Raw genomic sequence first — 17,984 nt, 5'->3', positions numbered from 1 at the left:
ATAATACCTCCGTCTATTCTACTGATTTTAAAGATTCTACCATATCTATCTTTTTAAGCTTGAAATGAAGAACCAAATTAACTATAAATGCAAATGCCAATGTGAGCAATGCACCAAGCACATACGCCCACCAAACAAGCTGTCTGTTGAACAGCACAAGGTCGACCTCAGAAGTTATCACAACAAAATAGTGCAGTATCTTTCCTGCCACAAGACCCACGATAATGCCCACAAGCGTCGATATCAGATTTTCTCTGTAAATATACGCTGAAGTCTCACCATCATAGAATCCAAGCACTTTTATTGTCGCTATCTCACGAACACGCTCAGTTATGTTTATGTTTGCCAAATTGTAAAGCACCACAAAAGCCAAGCCTCCCGCACAAACGATGAGCAAAATAACGATAGCGTCAAGACTGTCCACTGAATTAAGGAAACCTCTGCTTGAATCATTTTTAAAGCTTATTCCATAAAACTCGTCATTTGAAATAAGCTGTTCCTTGAAAGAGTTTTCATCAGTGTCTTTCTTTAGGTCAATAAAAGAAAGATTATAAACAGGCTTCTCACCGTATACACTTTCAAAATCATCAGGAGTGATGTAAATATAATGCAAAGCATAGTTCTTGCTTACTCCGCCTATCTTGAACTCTTTCTCCTCATGACCACTGAGCTTTATAGTAATAGTGTCACCCGTTTTCAGGTCAAGAAGCTTTGCAAGCTTTTGTGTTATGATAACAGAACCGCTTTTCACTTCAAGGTTTGATCCATTCTCAGCAGATACAAGATCGATATAATCTCCCATATTTTCAGGAGATTTCGGCACGATCATAGAAACAGACTGGTTTTCACTTTCATTTTCTGCAATGCCATCTGTACTCTGCATAAGCATAGATTTGTCTACCTGTGGGATACTGCTTATCTTGTCCTCCAATTGTTTCTCGTCAAAATCGGCTGAATTAAGTACCGCAATACCATCATACAGAAATATCTCATTGAATTGCTTTTCGGCAATAGTCTTTATAGAATATTTCAAACCAAAACCCGTGACTATCAGCGCCGTACAGCCTGCCACTCCCACGATTGTCATAAAGAAACGCTTTTTATATCTCAGCAAATTTCTCACAGTGACCTTTGCAAGAAAGTCAAGCCGATTCCATATAAGATCCACACGCTCCAGCAAAACACGCCTGCCATTCTGCGGTGGCTTTGGACGCATAAGCTGTGACGGCTGCGACTTTAGTTCTTTCATGCAGGCATAAAGCACCGCCGAGCAAGTGCAAATAACCGACACCACCAAGCAAAGCACCATATAAACAGGCTTAAACGGTGTGTCAATATCAGGAATGTTATATAAAATATTATAGCAACTATAAATTATCTTCGGAAAGATCTGCAATCCAACAACAACGCCTATGCAGCTTCCTGCTGATGCCGCTGTTGCTGCATAGAAAAGATACTTTCCGGCTATTCTTGCCCCACTGTATCCTAAAGCCTTGTATGTACCTATCTGCGTTCTCTGTTCCTCTACCATTCTAGTCATTGTGGTCAGACATACAAGCGCCGCCACAAGAATAAAGAACACAGGAAACACCTTTGCAATAGAGTCGACCTTCTGAGCGTCCCCATAAAAGGAACTATAATCAGAGCTAGCCTCAAATCTGTCATACTGATAGAATGCAGGCGTTTTCACGGCTTCAAGTTCTTTTTTCGCTACGGCTATCTCATCTTCTGCCGCCGCAAGCTGACCATTATATTCATCAAAAGCCGCCGTACTTCCTGTCTCTTTGTCTTGAAGAAGCTTTCCTGCCACTTCTTCAAGCTGTTGTGCTTTTAAAAGCTGTGACCTTGCAAGATACTTTGCACTAGAACCACTCTGTTCAGCCTTATCATAAGCCTCCTGAGCTTCCTCAACCGACTTCTGCGCCGTTGTCAAAAGCTCCGTAAGCTGATTTTCGTCGCAGGCAAGCGCCTGTTTCAAGATGTCAACTTTCTCCTGAGCGACATCAATACTGTCCTGAGCGTCACTGCTTAGTTTTTCAAACCTTGCGTTCACACTGTCCTCAAAAAACTCCACCGCCTGAACGCTCTTATCTTTCACAGCCTGCTTGTACTCGTCGGAAAACGGGTCAAGCTCGTCAGTGCCTTTGAATTTCACATAAAGCTCAGTGTAATAATCGCACACAAACTCGCTCTCAGGCACAAAAACGTTGCTTACCACAGTTCCGTTGCCCACTGTGGTCGCATCACGCTCATAGCCGATATAAAGCGGTGAAGCCACAATACCAACTATCCTGTATGTGTCAGTTGCCAAAGTATCAGTTATATTTTTTGACGAGTCAGGCTCGTTGATCTTTATCTCTCCGCCCAACTTAAAGGTGTTAGGTGAACTCATTTTTACCTCTACTGCGCACTCGCCTTTTTTTTCAGGAAGCCTGCCCTCTAGTAAAACAGGCTTATCAAGATTATTAGGGCTGTTCTCATCAACAACATTGTTGAAGGACATGAATTTCAGCACAAGGTTTTGATTTTCATGATAATAGAAAACGTCCTTAGAATATCCCGCCATAACGCCCTCAACGTTCTCTGCTTTTTTCACAGCCTCAACGTCCTCAGACTTAACGCCTATAGACGACATTAACTTAATATCCATAAGTCTGTTATCACTGAAATATTTCTCCGCCGTGTCTATCATATCAGGCATAGTCGCCTTGATACCAGAGAAAAATCCACAGCCAAGAAGAACTATCAGAAAAATAGAGAGAAATCTGCCCAACGAGTGACTTATCTCTCTGACAGTATCCTTTTTCAATGCACTTTTCATGACAGACCTCCCCTTTGTAATATCATTCTTCCCCGTCACTATCCGAAAAATCATCAAGACCTATCCTGCCCGATAGAATAAAATAAACAATCGCCGCAAGGACAAAAACGACAGGAGCAAAAATTATAATAGCTTTTTTAGCCCACTCAACCCCCAACGCTCCCGCAAGCATAAGACCCAGCACTCCTGAGATATCAAAAAACAAGATACAAAAATACGTCCTAAGTGCCGATACCGCAGGTGCAGTGTCCCCATCGGGGTCAGCTTTATCACTGAAAATATTTATCCTGCCTGCTGAAAACACAAGCAGAATAAACACCGCCATAGTAAGAAGACTTAGCACAAGATCCACCACATAAGGCTTTGTCCTGCCTGCCGTCATGCCCACTATCAGCACAAAGCAATCACACCCCATGCAGAACATTAGAGCCGCCGTATTTACCACCGTAAGCACTAGCTGAAAAGGCGTAAAAGGAACTTTTTTCATTTTATCTTAATCGCCGAACATTTCCTTAGAAAGCTTGCCAAGCTTCTCACAGCCGTCGATTATCTGTTTGTCTGTAGGAGTTGAGAAGTTCAATCTGAATGAAGCTGTCTTGTCAGACTCGCTTACCATGAAAGCATTGCCCGGAACAACGGCTACCTTATATTCTGCAACAGCCTTTTTGCAGAAACCAGTCATGTCACTGCCTTCCGGAAGAGTACACCAAATGAACAGACCGCCCTCAGGTCTTGTGAACTTGATCTGTGAAGAGAAATTCTTCTCGATCTGCTCTATCATAAGTTCGAGCTTATGCTTGTAGATCACTCTCAGCGAAGCAAGATGTGCTTCGATATCATTGTCCTTCATGAAGTTGTAAGCCAGCATCTGCGCCCAGATATTTGTATGTACGTCAGCCACCTGCTTGCAGACAACTATCTTTCCGATTATCTCCTTTGGAGCGGAAATGTAGCCAACTCTGATACCAGGAGCAAGTATCTTCGAGAATGTTCTTGAATACATAACAAGACCGTCCTTGTCCATGCTCTTGATAGACGGGATAGCCTCACCCTTTATTCTCAGGTCGCCGTATGGGTTATCTTCAAGGATCATAACACTGTACTTCTTAGCAAGCTCATATATAGCCTTTCTCTTTTCAAGAGAAGTTGTAAGACCAGTAGGATTCTGGAAGTTAGAGATAATGTAGAATACCTTTACCTTGCCTGTAGCGAAAGCCTCTTCAAGCTCTTTCAGGTCAACTCCGTCTTCATGAAGCGTGATACCCTTAAGCTCAACATTGTAAGACTTAAACGCATTAAGTGAGCCTATAAAGCTTGGAGCTTCACAGCAAAGAATGTCGCCTGGGTCGCAGAGAACTTTACAAGCAAGCTCGTTAGCCTGCTGAGCACCGCTTGTGATGATAAGATCATCTCTCTCAGGATCAAATTCACCCTTCTTTTCAAGCTCTTTCTTAAGGAGATCTCTCAGCGGAGTGTATCCCTCTGTAAGGCTGTACTGGAGTGCGCCGATAGGATTTTCCTTGAATATCTCTTCTGATATTCTATTAAGCTCGTCCACAGGGAATGCCTCAGGAGAAGGATTGCCTGCCGCAAATGAAATTACCTCTGGGTCAGAAGTAAATTTAAGTATCTCTCTGATAGCAGAAGCCTGCAGATGAGAAACCTTTTCTGAAAACTTATAAGTCATAACTTTTTTACCTCTTTTTCTTAAAAATACATAATATGATTATATCACATTTTTCCTATAAAATAAAGTGTTTACACAAACTTTTTTTAGTATTAGCACCCTAAGCTCTATTTTTGTGCAATTTAAACAACTGCATATCCACCTGACATATGGACAAACCGTAATAAAACCCACCATAACAGCATAAGATCATATAAAAACAAGTCAGAAAGCAGGTTGACAGATGAAAAGACAAGGCTTTATAAAAGGCTCAGCAATATTGCTTGCAATGGTTCTGATAACAAAAATTCTGGGACTTCTCTATAAGATACCTCTTACTAATCTTCTGGGCGGCACAGGCATGGGATATTTCGCTTCAGCATTCTCAGTTTTCACACCAGTTTTCGCAATAGTCGTTTCAGGTATCCCCTCCACCATGGCTCGCCTTACCGCTGAAAACTATGCCCTTGAACGCTTTTCAAATATGCGTCATTCCAAGCGAACTGCATTTTTCCTTTTCACGATCATCAGCGCAGCCGCTGCCGCAGTAATGATACTCACCTCAGATTTTCTGTCACGCAATGTAGTCGGCGAGCCAAGTACAAAATATGCTCTCATGTGCGTTGCCCCATCTATTATTTTCTGTACCATTATGTCAGTGGAACGCGGTTACTGTGAGGGCTTGCAGAATATGATACCGACCGCTGTATCAGAAGTGATAGAAACCCTTTTCAAACTTATCCTAGGTCTTGGTTTCGCCTACGGACTAATGTATCATATCTCCGATATGTATGATAAAACAGGCATGATATTTGGCACAGCCTATGAAAACTCACGTCAGGCAGCCTCCGCCGCACTTCCATTTATAGCTGCCGCAGCTATCCTAGGTTCGTCCATAGCCTCTGCGATCGCCTGTCTGTATATTCTCATATCAGGCAAGATCAAAGGCGACAGCATAACAAAGCAAATGCTTCAAGGAGATACCATAACAGACCCCACAGGAGCAACAGCCAAAAAGCTTGTCGTCTGCTGTCTTCCGATCGCACTTATCTCAGTGATAATGACCTTTGCCAACATGATAGATATGCTCACTGTCAATCCGTGTATCAAAATCGCCATGAAAGCTTCTCCACACACATTTGACAGCCTGCTTTCTGATAAGCTCACCACCGATATGCTCCCGAACTTCATTTACGGCTCTTACATAGGACTTGCCGTAACAGTTTTCGGTCTTGTTCCGACCATCACCGCAATGTTTGGCAAAAGCATACTCCCCTCACTTGCCGAAAGCTGTGCCAAAAATGATAAAAAAGCCATACAGTCAGGCCTTACAAAAATGCTCATCGTCACCAGTATCATAGCCATACCCGCAGGCATGGGCATAGCAGTTTTGTCAGAACCTATCCTGCATTTTCTTTTTGGAGGCCGTGAAACTGAGATACAGGTCTGTATAATGCCAATGTCCATACTTGGAATAGCAGTAATATTCCTTGCCATAGCAACTCCCTGCTTTGCTATCCTGCAAACTCTGGGAAAACCTCACAAAGCCATAATAATTATGTTGACAGGTGGAATTATTAAGCTATTTCTGAACATTATACTTATAAGACAGCCCATAATAAATATATCAGGAGCAGCTATTTCTACTCTTGTATCAGAGGTTTTCATATGCGCCCTATCCGTACGCTCAGTTTGCAAAATGACGGATCTAAAACCAAAAGTGAGCGAAATTTTCGTAAAGCCCACCTACGCCGCTATCATGTGCAGTGTGACAGCTGTTTTGTCACACGAAACACTTACGAAAATAGCCAATTTGCAAATAAATCATAGATTTGTGACCCTTTTTTCTATAGGAATTGGTAGCACAATGTACTTTTTTTGTTTATATTTATTGTGCGAAACGCCGAAAAATATTGTAAATTACATATTTTCAAAAAAAAATCCGCAAAACCCTTGAAATTTTGAGCAAAATGGTTTATTATTAATAAGCACCCTTTTGGAAAGGTAATGATGTAATGAGCGATAAAATTAAGGAATTGCTTGCTAAAGACAGCTTTGATATCAATGATCTTGCGGATATCGTGGTAATTCTCAGAAGCGAGAACGGCTGCCCGTGGGATAAGGTCCAGACCCATAAGTCTATCAAGAAAGATTTTCTTGAAGAAGTCTATGAGGTCATGGAAGCAATTGACTGTGACTCTCCTGAAATGATGAGAGAAGAACTTGGCGACGTTCTTTTGCAGGTGGTTTTTCATACAGTTATCGAGACCGAAAACAACAATTTCCGACTTGACGATGTGATAACTGATATCTGTAAAAAGCTTATCATCAGACACCCACACGTTTTCGGAAGCGTAGAAGCTGACAACGTTGAAACAGTGCTTAAAAATTGGGACACTATCAAGAAAGAAACCAAGGGACAGGAAACTTATTCCGATACCCTTAAAAGCGTTCCAAAGAACTTTCCTGCACTTATGAGAGCTCAGAAGTTAAGCAAACGTGCAGCAAGAGCAGGTATCGAGTATGACAATGCTCATGATATCAGCGCACTTGAAAATGCTGTTAAGGCTCTTGAAAACAGTGCTGACAGTGATAAAGCCGTAGTTGCAAAACAGCTTGGCGAGATAATGTTCACTTGTGCTTCACTTGCAAGAAAGCTTGACCTTGACGCTGAAGAAGTGCTGACGGATACAAATAATAATTATATCGAAAAGTTTGAGAAAACAGAAAATGCTGTAAGGCAAAACGGGCAGGATATGACCGCCCTGAGCATAAATGAGCTTGACGCTTATTGGCGAGAGCAAAATGAATGAATAACTTTATTCGTTAAAAATAATTTGGAGGTAAAAACAATGACAAAGGCAGAACTGATCAATCTTATCGCAGAAAAGGGCGATTATTCAAAGAAGGACGCTGAGAAGGCACTTACAACTGTTATTGATTCTGTATCAGAGACACTTGCTAACGGCGAGAAGATCTCACTGGTAGGTTTCGGTACATTCGAGGTTAGAGAGAGAGCTGAAAAGACAGCTATCAATCCTCGTACAAAGGAGCAGATCACTGTTGCAGCTAAGAAAGTTCCTGCATTCAAGGCAGGCAAGGCTCTTAAGGACGCTGTAAACAAGTAATCTAAAGCTTATGCCACTCAGACCTAGCCTGCGGGTTAGGTCTTTTTTACTACAAAGGAGGAAAATATGCGGCTTGATAAATACCTGAAAGTCACAAGACTTATTAAACGACGTACTATTGCAAACGAAGCTTGCGATGCAGGCAAGGTGCTTGTGAACGATAAGATTGCAAGAGCTTCATATGACGTGAAAGTTGGCGACATTATCACCATAAATATGGGTCAGAAGCCTGTCAAGGTGGAAGTTCTCAATGTCACCGAGTATGTAAAAAAAGAAGAAGCAGCCGAGAATTATCGTGTTATCAGCTAAAAAAAGAGGACCGCTCAATGCGATCCTCTTAATTTTTTATCTATTGTGCATTTTATGCATTTGCACTCAGATCATAATCTGACAGATCAATATCAGAGAGATCGTAGTCATCATAATCATCATAATCACCATAGTCATCATAATCTGACTCAAGATCACCCTCTGCATTTACAAGCATATTGTAGACCTCGTCACCAAGAACTTTCTTTACATTAGCAACAAATCCGTCACTGTCACAGCCTGCAAGGTATGTATTCATCTGATCGTCATTTGTCATGTCATAGATCTTGTCGCCTGACGGAACAGTGATGTCAGAAGCCTCTGTCTTATTTCCTGTAACTGCCATTGTAACAAACTGCTTGCCGTTCATGCCAAACTCAACAGAAAGATCAAGCTTATCAGCAGTTGAAGCAGAAGCAAGCTCTACCCAGCCTGATACAGCCTGAGAATCAGATGTACCATTCACATCAAATCTGATAGTACCTGAGAATGCGTCACCCTCTTCTTTAAGGTCTTTGAGAGTCACCTCAGCTTCCATTGTGTCAAAGTTTATGCTCGGTGAAACTGCCATGGTAGGCTCAAGGGAAAGTCCACCGTCAGCAGAAGTCTTGTCAGCGTCTATATCTGAATCAGACGCAGTTTCCATTTTCATTGTGAACTTGCCATTTGTAACACCGTCAACAGTATTTGCAGAACCCTTGAATGATGCACTGCCCTCACTGCCCATGTTAAGGCTAAAATCAACAGCCACAACGTCGTCCTTAAGAATGGTGTAAAGAGTTGCACCCTCGCCGTCTTTTTCAAGGCTAAAGCCCGCAAAATCATCACCGCTGTAGTAAGCGTTAAATGTTGCAGTTTCGTCAAGATTATCGCTTGCAAAAAGTGAATCCATAGAATCAGCATACTGTGAGATTATCTCATCATATGACATACCAAGCTTGTCAGCAACGCCTGCCTTGCTGAACATATCTTTAAGCGTAGCGTCGTCCTTAGCCTTGTCAAGAACAGCCTTAAAAGCAGCCTTTACATCATTGCCTGAGATAGTGTATTCCTTAGTTGTATAGCTGTACTCGTTTCCGTCAATGTCACCAGTCTTTTTCTCGCCGTCAACAGGCTTAGGGAAAGAGTCCTCTATAACCTTCTTGTATTCCTCCAGATCCTTTTCAAATGCGTCAGTATCAAAATCAACATCAGCGCCCTCAGCAGAATCAAAGAGAGAATCAAGGTCAATGCCCTGTGAAGAAAGCTCACTGCCTACCTTGTCTTTAAGGCTGTCAACGTTAACCATAAGATAAGCGTCAGAAAGCTCAGGTATCTGAACATAAGCCGACTTGTTATCTCTGGAATATACAGCATTAGCAGACACAAGATTATTTCCGCCATATGTCAGCGAAACATCTGCTGCAGTGTTGCTTCCCTTCTGCTTTGTAACAGTTGTCACAGAAATAGGCTGTAAGCTGACACCTGCCTGCTCTGTGAAGCCCTCACCGAATGAAACAGTAGCCGTTGCGTTGTAAGCAAAATCAAGTTCGCCCTTGATAGCCTTTTCAGCCGTGCCAAGAGTGTTGTTTATATTATCTGCCACCTGAGTAAGCTTAGCCTTGCCGCCCTCAGTTTTACCATCATTACTGTCTTTATTTACAAAATAATAGCCAAGACCTGAGCCAACTATGCTGAGACCCAAAACGCCTGCCAATACAGGTGTAAGCACCTTATTTTTTACCATTTTATTTCCTCCTTAAAGAAACTCATGTTTCTGTTCGTATTTAAAATATAACATACTTTTAACAATTTGTCAATAGACTAACATATTACAAATCAGCTACAAATACCCCTAAAATAACAAAAAGAGAGGCACAAGGCCTCTCTTCATCATATTCTCTTATCAGCCAAATTCAAATCCGCCAGTCCTCACTCTGTCGATAAAGTCCCCGAGAATATCAGTATTGGTTTTCGATACCGAGTGCAGGAGATAAATAGCCCCCGGGTGAGCCGCATTCACAAGCTTTTCAAGAGCCTGTCCTTCATCAGGCTGATTGTTCACGTCCCAATCAGCGTAAGCAAAGCTCCAAAGCTCAGTCTCATAACCGCAGTTTGCCGTCACTCCAAGAGAGAACTCCGAAAACTCGCCCATAGGCGGTCTGAACACTGTCATGGTATAATCATAGTTATCCTCCATATACTCATGGAAATCCTTTATCTCCGACTCACATTCCGCCTGCCCAAGCGTCGGCATAGAATAATGGTGTACCGAATGATTTCCTACAATATGCCCCTCGTCTATCATACGCTTCACAAGTTCAGGATTTTTCTCTGCATAATCCTGCAAAAGAAAAAACGTCGCCTTGACCTTTTTCTCTTTCAGCACATCGAGGATCTTTTCAGTGTATCCGTTCTCATAACCCTGATCAAAGGTCAGATATATCTTGTCATCATTATTTATAGCCTTTGCGTTAAGCTTACCGTATTGTGCATTAAAATCAAACGCACCAGTCGTCCTGTTCTTTTCGTCCACAAGAACGCCTTGACCATATCCGACCTTGTCATGTGAAAGCCCCGAAAGATCTATCTTTTCCTTTGCGGTTTTCTTTCCCACAGCCACAGGCTCAATGACCGCCGAGCTTGTTCCCTCTGATGAATTTCCCTCACGCATTATCACTGTCCTGCCACAAGCACTGAGCGCTACAACTGCACAAATAAGTGCCATGCAATTTCTTATCTTCATATGAAGCCCTCCGTTTTCTTATCATCTTATACTATTATGTTCAGAAAACGTCTTTATACAAAAATACGTTTCAGGTAAATTCTGACGTAAAACAAAAAAGGCGGCAAAAACTACCGCCTTTAAATATCAGTTATGACTCAAGATAGGACTTCACCAATGCCTGCAAAAGTTCATCTCTGTCAATATGACGAATAAGACTTCTGGCATTATTGTATGTCGTTATGTAGGTCGGGTCCTCAGAAAGAATATAACCTACGATCTGATTAATAGGATTATAGCCCTTCTCTTTCAGAGCGTCATATATAATTGTAAGTGTCTTTTTCAGCTCAGCCTCCTTGTCGTGCTGTACTGAAAATTCCATAGTTTGTTCGTGCATTATGCTCAGCCCCTCTGCAATGTATTAATATCAGCAATACGCCTGATATTATTATACTCCATTTGTTTCAAAATAACAAGTCAAAAAGCAAAATTTATGCACTTTATACAAATCAAGCGCTATATTTTTTACATTCTGAGTTCAGCACCGATAGCCTTGAGAGCTTCAAGAGTTTTCTTCATAGCCTTGTCAGCCTGCTCGTCAGTAAGCGTGCCGTCATGTGAACGCATTGAAATGGAGTATGAAACAGACTTCTTGCCATTTTCGATCTGCTCGCCCTTGTAAACGTCAAAAAGCGTTACCTTTTCAAGTATCGAGCCAACAGCCTTGCTTATAGTCTTTTCAAGAAGAGCCGCAGGGATATCGTCATCACAAACGATAGACAGATCTCTTGTTGTAGCAGGATACTTAGGCAGTGGCTTATATGTCTTCTGAGCAACACAGCTTGCCATAAGCTCAGGAACATTTATCTTGCCCACATAAGCTCTAGCGTCAATGCCGTAGTTCTCCAGAACTCTCGGATGAAGCTCGCCAAAAATGCCGATCTCCTCACCATTTACTTTAACGACAGCAACTCTGCCTGGGTGGAAAGCATAGAACTCGTCAAAGCTACATTCAGCAGTAGCCTTTTCAAATTCAACTTTCTGTGCGCCGAGCTTAGAAAGCAGACCCTCGACAAAACCCTTGATGTCATAGAAATCAGCCTTCGTCTCAGTGTCATAGAAACCAAAACCAAGTCTTTCAGGCTCGTTAGGAAGCACCTCTCCCTCAACTGGTATATACTCGTTTCCTCTCTCGAAGATATAGCACTCAGGGTTGCGGTAGCTGTAGTTTCTTGCAAGCACTTCACATACAGACGGAATGGTAGTCGTTCTCATAACGCTAGTGTCCTCGCCAAGAGGGTTTGTGATAACAACTGTCTTTCTCAGTTTTGAGTCAGCAGGAAGATTTATCTTGTCAAAATACTTAGGCGAAATGAATGAGAATGTAGATATCTCGTTAAGACCCATAGCGAGCATAGATCTCTGTATATGTCTGTCAAACTTCTGCGCCTCGGTGAGCTTAGCCTGAGCAACGCCTCTTACGATAGTGTTTGGAATCTTGTTGTAGCCGTAAAGTCTAGCAACTTCCTCTGCCACGTCAGCCTTGCAGGCAATGTCCACTCTGTACCATGGCGAAACTACCTTGCCGTCCTTTATCTCAAAGCCAAGCCTTGTGAGATATTCAACCATGTCGCTCTCAGGTATCTCAGTACCAAGGAACTTATTTATCCACTCAGGGTCAAAATCAACCGTCTTAGGTGTCTCGTCCTCATAGTTCTCATCAATGTAAGTCTTTACGACCTCGCCAGCACCAAGCTCTTCAACAAGCTGGAAAGCTCTCATAAGAGCCTCATAGCACTCATGTGGGTCAAGACCCTTTTCATATCTCGCAGAAGCGTCAGTTCTCATGCCAAGCTTCTTGGCTGTTGTTCTTACGCTCGCACCGTCAAAGCAGGCAGACTCAAATACAACAGTAGTTGTATCGTCCATGATACCGCTGTATTCGCCGCCCATAACGCCTGCTACAGCAACCGGCTTTTCAGCGTCAGCAATAACGAGCATCTCTTCTGAAAGCTCTCTTACCTCGCCGTCAAGAGTTGTGATAGTTTCTCCTGCCTTAGCATTTCTGATGTTGATAGAAGCGTCCTTAACATATCTCAGGTCAAAAGCGTGCATTGGTCTGCCATATTCAAGCATAACATAGTTTGTGATATCAACAAAGTTGTTGATAGGTCTAACGCCGCAGCCTCTGAGTCTTTCTCTCATCCAACGAGGTGACGGACCTATCTTTACGTTCTTAACGATACCGGCCATATATCTCTTGCAAAGGTCAGTGTTGTGTATCTTTACCTTGAGCATATCGTTGATATCCCCGTCAATGCCCTTGAACTCAGGTTTCTTGACCTTCAGCTCAGTGCCGAAAGTAGCCGCAGTTTCTCTTGCAAGACCGATAACAGAAAGACAGTCAGGTCTATTTGAAGTTATCTCAAACTCAACAGTTGTGTCATTATAACCTATAGCCTCATGTATATCCTTGCCTACTGTCTTGTCGCAGTCATCGCCGAGAATAAAGATTCCGTCCTCTATAGCATATGGGAAATCGTGAACAGAAAGTCCAAGCTCGCCCAGAGAGCAAAGCATACCATTTGACGCAACGCCTCTCAGCTTGCCCTTTGTTATCTTCACCTGCTTACCCTCATGAAGTACAGATGACTTGTGCTTTGCAACTGGCACAAAATCGCCCTCATGAACGTTCTGAGCGCCAGTAACTATCTGAACAGGCTCGTCCTCTCCAACATCTACCTGAGTGATAAACATATGGTCAGAATCAGGGTGACGCTCCATAGAAACTACCTTGCCCACAACAACGTTAGAAATATCCTTGCCCTCCTGCTCAAAGCACTCTACCTTTGAGCCTGAAAGCGTCAGAGCGGAAACAAAATCCTTTATCGGCATATCGCAGTCTACATAGTCTGCAAGCCATTTCATTGACAAATCCATTTATTATTCCTCCGTAATCTTATCATTTACCGCAGTTTTGTATCTTCTCGTCCAAGTCCTTTAAAAACAGCGGTCTATAAATATAGAAATCTTTCCACCGCTTTATGTTCACAGTATATTTTATCCCGAAATTATCAGTTATCTCAGCTTTCATGCTGTCATTGACACCATTTGTGCTGTGAACTATGGTCTTGAACTCTCTAATATCCGTATATTTTATAAGCAGTTTAGCCTTAGGCACATACATATATCTGTCAAGTAGATAAAAGGTGTTGTATTTGAACTCGCTTCCCTCTATCTCGCTTTCCAAAGCCAGCATATCCTGAGCGTCAAATTGCTCCAGCCTTGCAAGGTTCCCTCTGTATTGTTTTACCTGCCTTTTAAATCCTCTTATTCCGATAAAAAGCAGGATACCCAGAAAAATCACCAGAAACCCACATAGCACAAGCATATCCCATGCACTCTGCTGTTCTTTTACAAGCATGACCGATAACCCACCGCCAACGCCTACTATCAGCGCCATAAGTGTGCTGATAGCCGCCGACGTTACAAGCTTAGCCTTTGACGGCACAAGCTTTCTGTAAAGCCTGCTCTGGCTCATAACTTCATTCATCAGAACTGCTCTAAAAATCTCATATCGTTCTCATAAAGCAGACGCATATCGTTGATGTTGTATCTGCCCATTGTTATTCTTTCAAGACCGATACCAAATGCAAATCCGCTGTAAACCTCAGGGTCAATGCCACAGCCCTCAAGTACCTTAGGGTGTACCATACCTGCGCCGAGAAGCTCTACCCAGCCCTCCTGCTTGCACATTGAACAGCCCTTGCCATGGCAGTTGAAGCACATAAGGTCAACTTCAGCAGAAGGCTCTGTGTATGGAAAATGGTGCGGACGAAGTCTTATCTGAGTGTCCTCGCCATAAAGACGCTTCATAAGCAGCTCAAGAGTACCCTTAAGGTCAGCCATAGTGATGCCCTTGTCAATAACAAGACCCTCTATCTGGTGGAACAGCGGTGAATGTGTAGCGTCCACTGTGTCAGAACGATAAACTCTGCCCGGTGAAATGATTCTGATAGGTGGCTTTCTCTTTTCCATTGTTCTTATCTGAACAGAAGAAGTCTGTGTTCTAAGAACAACGTTCTCATTGATGTAGAATGTATCCTGCGTATCTCTTGCAGGGTGAGATTTAGGCATATTCAGTGCCTCGAAGCAATAATGGTCTGTTTCAACCTCTGGACCGTCAACGATGTCAAAGCCCATGCCAAGGAACACTTCCTCTACCTCTTCAAGAGTAGCGTTCAGAGGGTGAGGTCTGCCTATTCTTGTTTTCTTGCCCGGAAGCGTAACGTCTATAGCTTCCTCTGTAAGCCTTACCTGCTCCATTTTGCTCTTAAGCTCTTCCTTACGCTTATTGAGAGCATTCTCGATATCAGCTCTTACCTTGTTTGCAAGCTGACCGATAACAGGTCTTTCCTCTGCGGAAAGCTTGCCCATTTGCTTAAGTATGGAAGTTATCTCTCCCTTTTTGCCAAGAAATCTTACTCTGAAATCTTCCAACAGCTTGGCGTCATCAATATGTGAAAGTTCTTCTTTCGCACGCTCGTCAATGCTTTTCAACTGTTCTTTCATTACTTATCCTCCTATAAAAATAAGCCCTGCCCCGACTAAACAGGACAAGACTTTGAAATTCTTGTTTATACCACCTATCAGTAAAGAGCCAACACTCTTCCGTCCTTAACGCAGACAGACGTTCACGCTTACTAAAGACTATCTCTCATTCGGCATGACCACTCGCAAGTGAACTTCATTTTGTCAGGATATAAAGCCGCTTTCAGAAAACGCACACACGCCGCAGCTTCTCTCTGAAGACCCTTAGCAAAACTACTCTCTCGGTCATAGTGTTTTAAGTGTATTGATACAATAATATGTTATCACATTCTGCCCCACATTTCAAGGGCTTAACAAAAAGTTTACAACTACAGTCCATGCTTATGAAGCCTGTCCCACTTCATATCCTCCTCGGAGTAATAATCGTCTTCCTCGTCCTCTAACTTGTTGTATTCCTTGTGGGGATAGCCTATCTTCTCATAAAAGTCATTGATAAGCACAAGCTTGCCCTTAGTGTCCTGAAAGCTCAGAGCTATCATACCGTCCTCAGGCACAAAAGCTTTCTCCCTGCCCTCTTTGTCCTTTACCACAAAGCTTGACTTCTCCACATTTTTCAGCACGCAAACGAGTCTTCCCTTGTTTGTCTGATAAGACTTCTCTACCTCCTCATAGTAAAGGCATATGTGCAGATAGCTTTTAGAAAGCCCCATGCGCTGAGAGTGTTCAATGTGATCCTCATATATCCTCGTGTAAACATCAGCGTCCCGTGAAAGCGAGTAATACCAGTACATAAGCCCGCCCACAGAACAATTGCAAGCCCCCAGCAGTATAAGCAGGACCTTTGCAAAGACCGCACTTGCAAACACCGCACCAATTATCACGATAACGACCCCAAGCAGGATATTCTTATACATATTCCTCTGCATTTTCCTGTGTTCTTCAATATCATGCGCCGCCTTGACCTGCCTCTCCGCCCTAGACAGCTTCGGAGGATATTCATAAACCGCCTGCAAAACATTCACCTCTCAACTCTTTGACTTTTCCATAGCAAGTACAGATTTTATATAGCGTTTTTGCTTTCTAACAGAATGAAAAAAGTCTCTTATTATCATTTGAACTTTCAAAATCTTTTGATATCAACGTTCTTAATGTGTCTCTGCACTCCTCGATTTGTTTATACAAAACAGCGTTTTCTGCTCTGAGTTCTTCTATCTTGTCAATCATTTTATGGTTTAATGACATAGATTGTGTCAACAGATCATACATTTCGTAATATGTTTTACTTTTCATTATTTGTACCTTTCATTTACGTTTGTGCTATATGTGTCCGAATTAATAAAGCAGATACACAGCCCAGCAAGATCCATTGTATATATCAAGACCATTAGGGCAATTATCTATGTAAACAACAAAGTTCACATCTTCATTTCTCCTATAACCATAATCTATTTTGTTTTTTAATTGTTTTTTGACTTCTTCTATGTCAGTTTCGTCCGTAGGAATTATGTAAACAGAGCTGTAACTTGAATTATCAGGAGTGTAGTTTCTAACACATCTTTCAAAAAATTCATCAACAGTATTATACTCTGTACCATAGCCGTCAAATTCGGTATAATTTTCTCGAATAAATTCAGCCTTGCTGTTTGAATATTCCTGCAATTCCTTTTTCATCACATCAATATCAGCCTGTGTGATTTTGTCACTTTTCTTAGTTGTCGCCGTCACGACCCCCGAATACTTGCCATAGTGATTATTATTCGTCTTTTTGTCGTCCTGCTTGCAAGCCCTTATCTTGAACTGATACTTTGTCGCAGGCGCAAGCTTCTTCACAGTGTAGCTTGTCCCTGTGGTCTTGCCTATCTCTTTCCATTCGCCTTTTATGTTCTGATAAATGCGGTAATTTGTACAGCCTATCTTCGTCCAAGAAAGCTTAACGCTGTCAGTGCCAACACTGCTTACCTTTAGCCCCTTGCAAGCCTGCGGATTGGTCGCCGTGTTCCAGTTTGCGGAATATTTTCCGTAAACTTTCTTGCCCTTTACAGTCTTGTATGCCCTTACTTTAAAATTTTCTCTCGTTGCATTAGGCAGCTTCTTAACTGTGTAGCTCGTGCCCTTGCAATCCCCAAGCTTGTTGTACTTGCCGTTTTTTCGCATATAAACAGTGTAACCGCTCGCACCCTTTACCTTGCTCCAGTTGAGCTTTATCTCACTGTTTGAAAGCGTCTTAGATTTAAGCCCCGTTACCTTGCCAACACTCGCCGCTTCCGCAACGATAGTCGTCTGTGAGAATATCCCCATATCCTCCGCCGCAGGTACAACAGCCCCCGTGCCCATAAGCATTGCCGCCATAACAACAGCCGCCGTTTTCTTCATACCATTCTTCATAAAAAGCACCTCTCCCGATTCTCTATAATTCCCCATATGTCATGGTAATATTATATAATACCACAAAAACAAATATTTGTCAATACTTCTACCAAAAAAATAAAATATTCCGTTGTAGGTTTACAATAGATGTGTTACAAAACGTATCACATCTATTTTTTATGCCTAAATCCGAAAAAAATCGGAAGTAGGTATGTAGGGGGTAAAGGTTAGTATTACCCTTTACCCCCTATCGCACAATCGCACAAGCAGGCAGTAAGGCAAGTAAACACGCCTTTTACGGCTGTGCGGTCATATGCAAAAACAATCGCACACGCACAAACATAATCGCACAGAGGTGAATATAATGCCGAAACAGTCTTGTAATTGGTGTTTTACAATAAATAATCCGTCAAAGGTCAAGACCTGTGGAGAAAAGGA

15 protein-coding genes are annotated in these 17,984 nt (G+C 42.3%); 4 read left to right on the top strand and 11 right to left on the bottom strand.

Going from position 1 to position 17,984, the window contains the following annotated elements; genetic code table 11:
- Positions 1–13: 13 nt before the first annotated feature.
- From AB5627_RS10920 to AB5627_RS10910, 3 genes are read right to left on the bottom strand one after another with little or no spacing between them, the layout of a single operon-like run.
- Entirely contained in the window at positions 14–2,821 is a 2,808-nt protein-coding gene (locus AB5627_RS10920) for an ABC transporter permease (RefSeq protein WP_022288216.1), read from the bottom strand.
- A 22-nt stretch (positions 2,822–2,843) separates the two neighbouring features.
- A complete protein-coding gene (locus AB5627_RS10915) occupies positions 2,844–3,308 on the bottom strand; it encodes a hypothetical protein (RefSeq protein ID WP_041337320.1) in 465 nt (154 codons plus the stop codon).
- Positions 3,309–3,314: 6 nt separating this feature from the next.
- Positions 3,315–4,508 carry a PLP-dependent aminotransferase family protein gene (locus AB5627_RS10910; protein WP_022288218.1) on the bottom strand — a complete coding sequence of 398 codons (1,194 nt, stop codon included), beginning with the start codon at positions 4,506–4,508 and terminating at the stop codon, positions 3,315–3,317.
- 223 nt (positions 4,509–4,731) lie between these two features.
- Between AB5627_RS10910 and AB5627_RS10905 the strand changes: the two genes are divergently transcribed.
- From AB5627_RS10905 to AB5627_RS10890, 4 genes are all read left to right on the top strand, one after another.
- Positions 4,732–6,444 (top strand): polysaccharide biosynthesis protein, encoded by a 1,713-nt coding sequence (locus tag AB5627_RS10905; RefSeq protein WP_265290725.1) that lies wholly within the window; start codon positions 4,732–4,734, stop codon positions 6,442–6,444.
- A gap of 58 nt (positions 6,445–6,502) precedes the next feature.
- A complete protein-coding gene (gene mazG, locus AB5627_RS10900) occupies positions 6,503–7,300 on the top strand; it encodes a nucleoside triphosphate pyrophosphohydrolase (RefSeq protein ID WP_022288220.1) in 798 nt (265 codons plus the stop codon).
- 24 nt (positions 7,301–7,324) lie between these two features.
- The gene (locus AB5627_RS10895; protein ID WP_256319968.1) at positions 7,325–7,615 is read left to right on the top strand and encodes an HU family DNA-binding protein; all 291 of its coding nucleotides are present in this window, start codon (positions 7,325–7,327) and stop codon (positions 7,613–7,615) included.
- Between the two features lie 66 nt (positions 7,616–7,681).
- Complete coding sequence (locus AB5627_RS10890; RefSeq protein WP_022288222.1) at positions 7,682–7,924, top strand: RNA-binding S4 domain-containing protein; 243 nt, start codon at positions 7,682–7,684, stop codon at positions 7,922–7,924.
- 52 nt (positions 7,925–7,976) lie between these two features.
- On the opposite strand, the gene AB5627_RS10885 is transcribed toward AB5627_RS10890, so the two are convergent.
- The 8 genes from AB5627_RS10885 to AB5627_RS10850 form a co-directional block, all read right to left on the bottom strand.
- On the bottom strand, positions 7,977–9,650 hold the full coding sequence (locus AB5627_RS10885) for a DUF6583 family protein (RefSeq protein WP_265290726.1): 1,674 nt from the start codon (positions 9,648–9,650) through the stop codon (positions 7,977–7,979).
- Between the two features lie 159 nt (positions 9,651–9,809).
- Entirely contained in the window at positions 9,810–10,649 is an 840-nt protein-coding gene (locus AB5627_RS10880; protein WP_022288224.1) for a polysaccharide deacetylase family protein, read from the bottom strand.
- Between the two features lie 130 nt (positions 10,650–10,779).
- Positions 10,780–11,025, bottom strand: a complete 246-nt coding sequence (locus tag AB5627_RS10875) for an IreB family regulatory phosphoprotein (protein WP_022288225.1) — start codon at positions 11,023–11,025, stop codon at positions 10,780–10,782.
- A gap of 128 nt (positions 11,026–11,153) precedes the next feature.
- The gene (gene pheT, locus AB5627_RS10870; RefSeq protein WP_368369839.1) at positions 11,154–13,568 is read right to left on the bottom strand and encodes a phenylalanine--tRNA ligase subunit beta; all 2,415 of its coding nucleotides are present in this window, start codon (positions 13,566–13,568) and stop codon (positions 11,154–11,156) included.
- Between the two features lie 22 nt (positions 13,569–13,590).
- The gene (locus tag AB5627_RS10865; RefSeq protein WP_022288227.1) at positions 13,591–14,181 is read right to left on the bottom strand and encodes a hypothetical protein; all 591 of its coding nucleotides are present in this window, start codon (positions 14,179–14,181) and stop codon (positions 13,591–13,593) included.
- Positions 14,181–15,200: a phenylalanine--tRNA ligase subunit alpha gene (gene pheS / locus AB5627_RS10860; RefSeq protein ID WP_022288228.1), complete on the bottom strand. Its 1,020-nt coding sequence runs from the start codon at positions 15,198–15,200 to the stop codon at positions 14,181–14,183. The genes AB5627_RS10865 and pheS overlap by 1 nt, the downstream gene beginning before the upstream one ends.
- A 347-nt stretch (positions 15,201–15,547) precedes the next feature.
- Positions 15,548–16,201 carry a hypothetical protein gene (locus AB5627_RS10855; protein ID WP_333635090.1) on the bottom strand — a complete coding sequence of 218 codons (654 nt, stop codon included), beginning with the start codon at positions 16,199–16,201 and terminating at the stop codon, positions 15,548–15,550.
- A 310-nt stretch (positions 16,202–16,511) separates the two neighbouring features.
- Positions 16,512–17,564 carry a fibronectin type III domain-containing protein gene (locus AB5627_RS10850; protein WP_265290728.1) on the bottom strand — a complete coding sequence of 351 codons (1,053 nt, stop codon included), beginning with the start codon at positions 17,562–17,564 and terminating at the stop codon, positions 16,512–16,514.
- Positions 17,565–17,984: the final 420 nt, after the last annotated feature.

It is taken from the genome of Ruminococcus sp. RTP21198st1_G1_RTP21198_201120 (assembly GCF_040924265.1).
Taxonomy (GTDB): Bacteria; Bacillota; Clostridia; order Oscillospirales; family Ruminococcaceae; genus Hominimerdicola; species Hominimerdicola aceti.
This window is presented reverse-complemented; position numbering and strand designations above follow the sequence as displayed.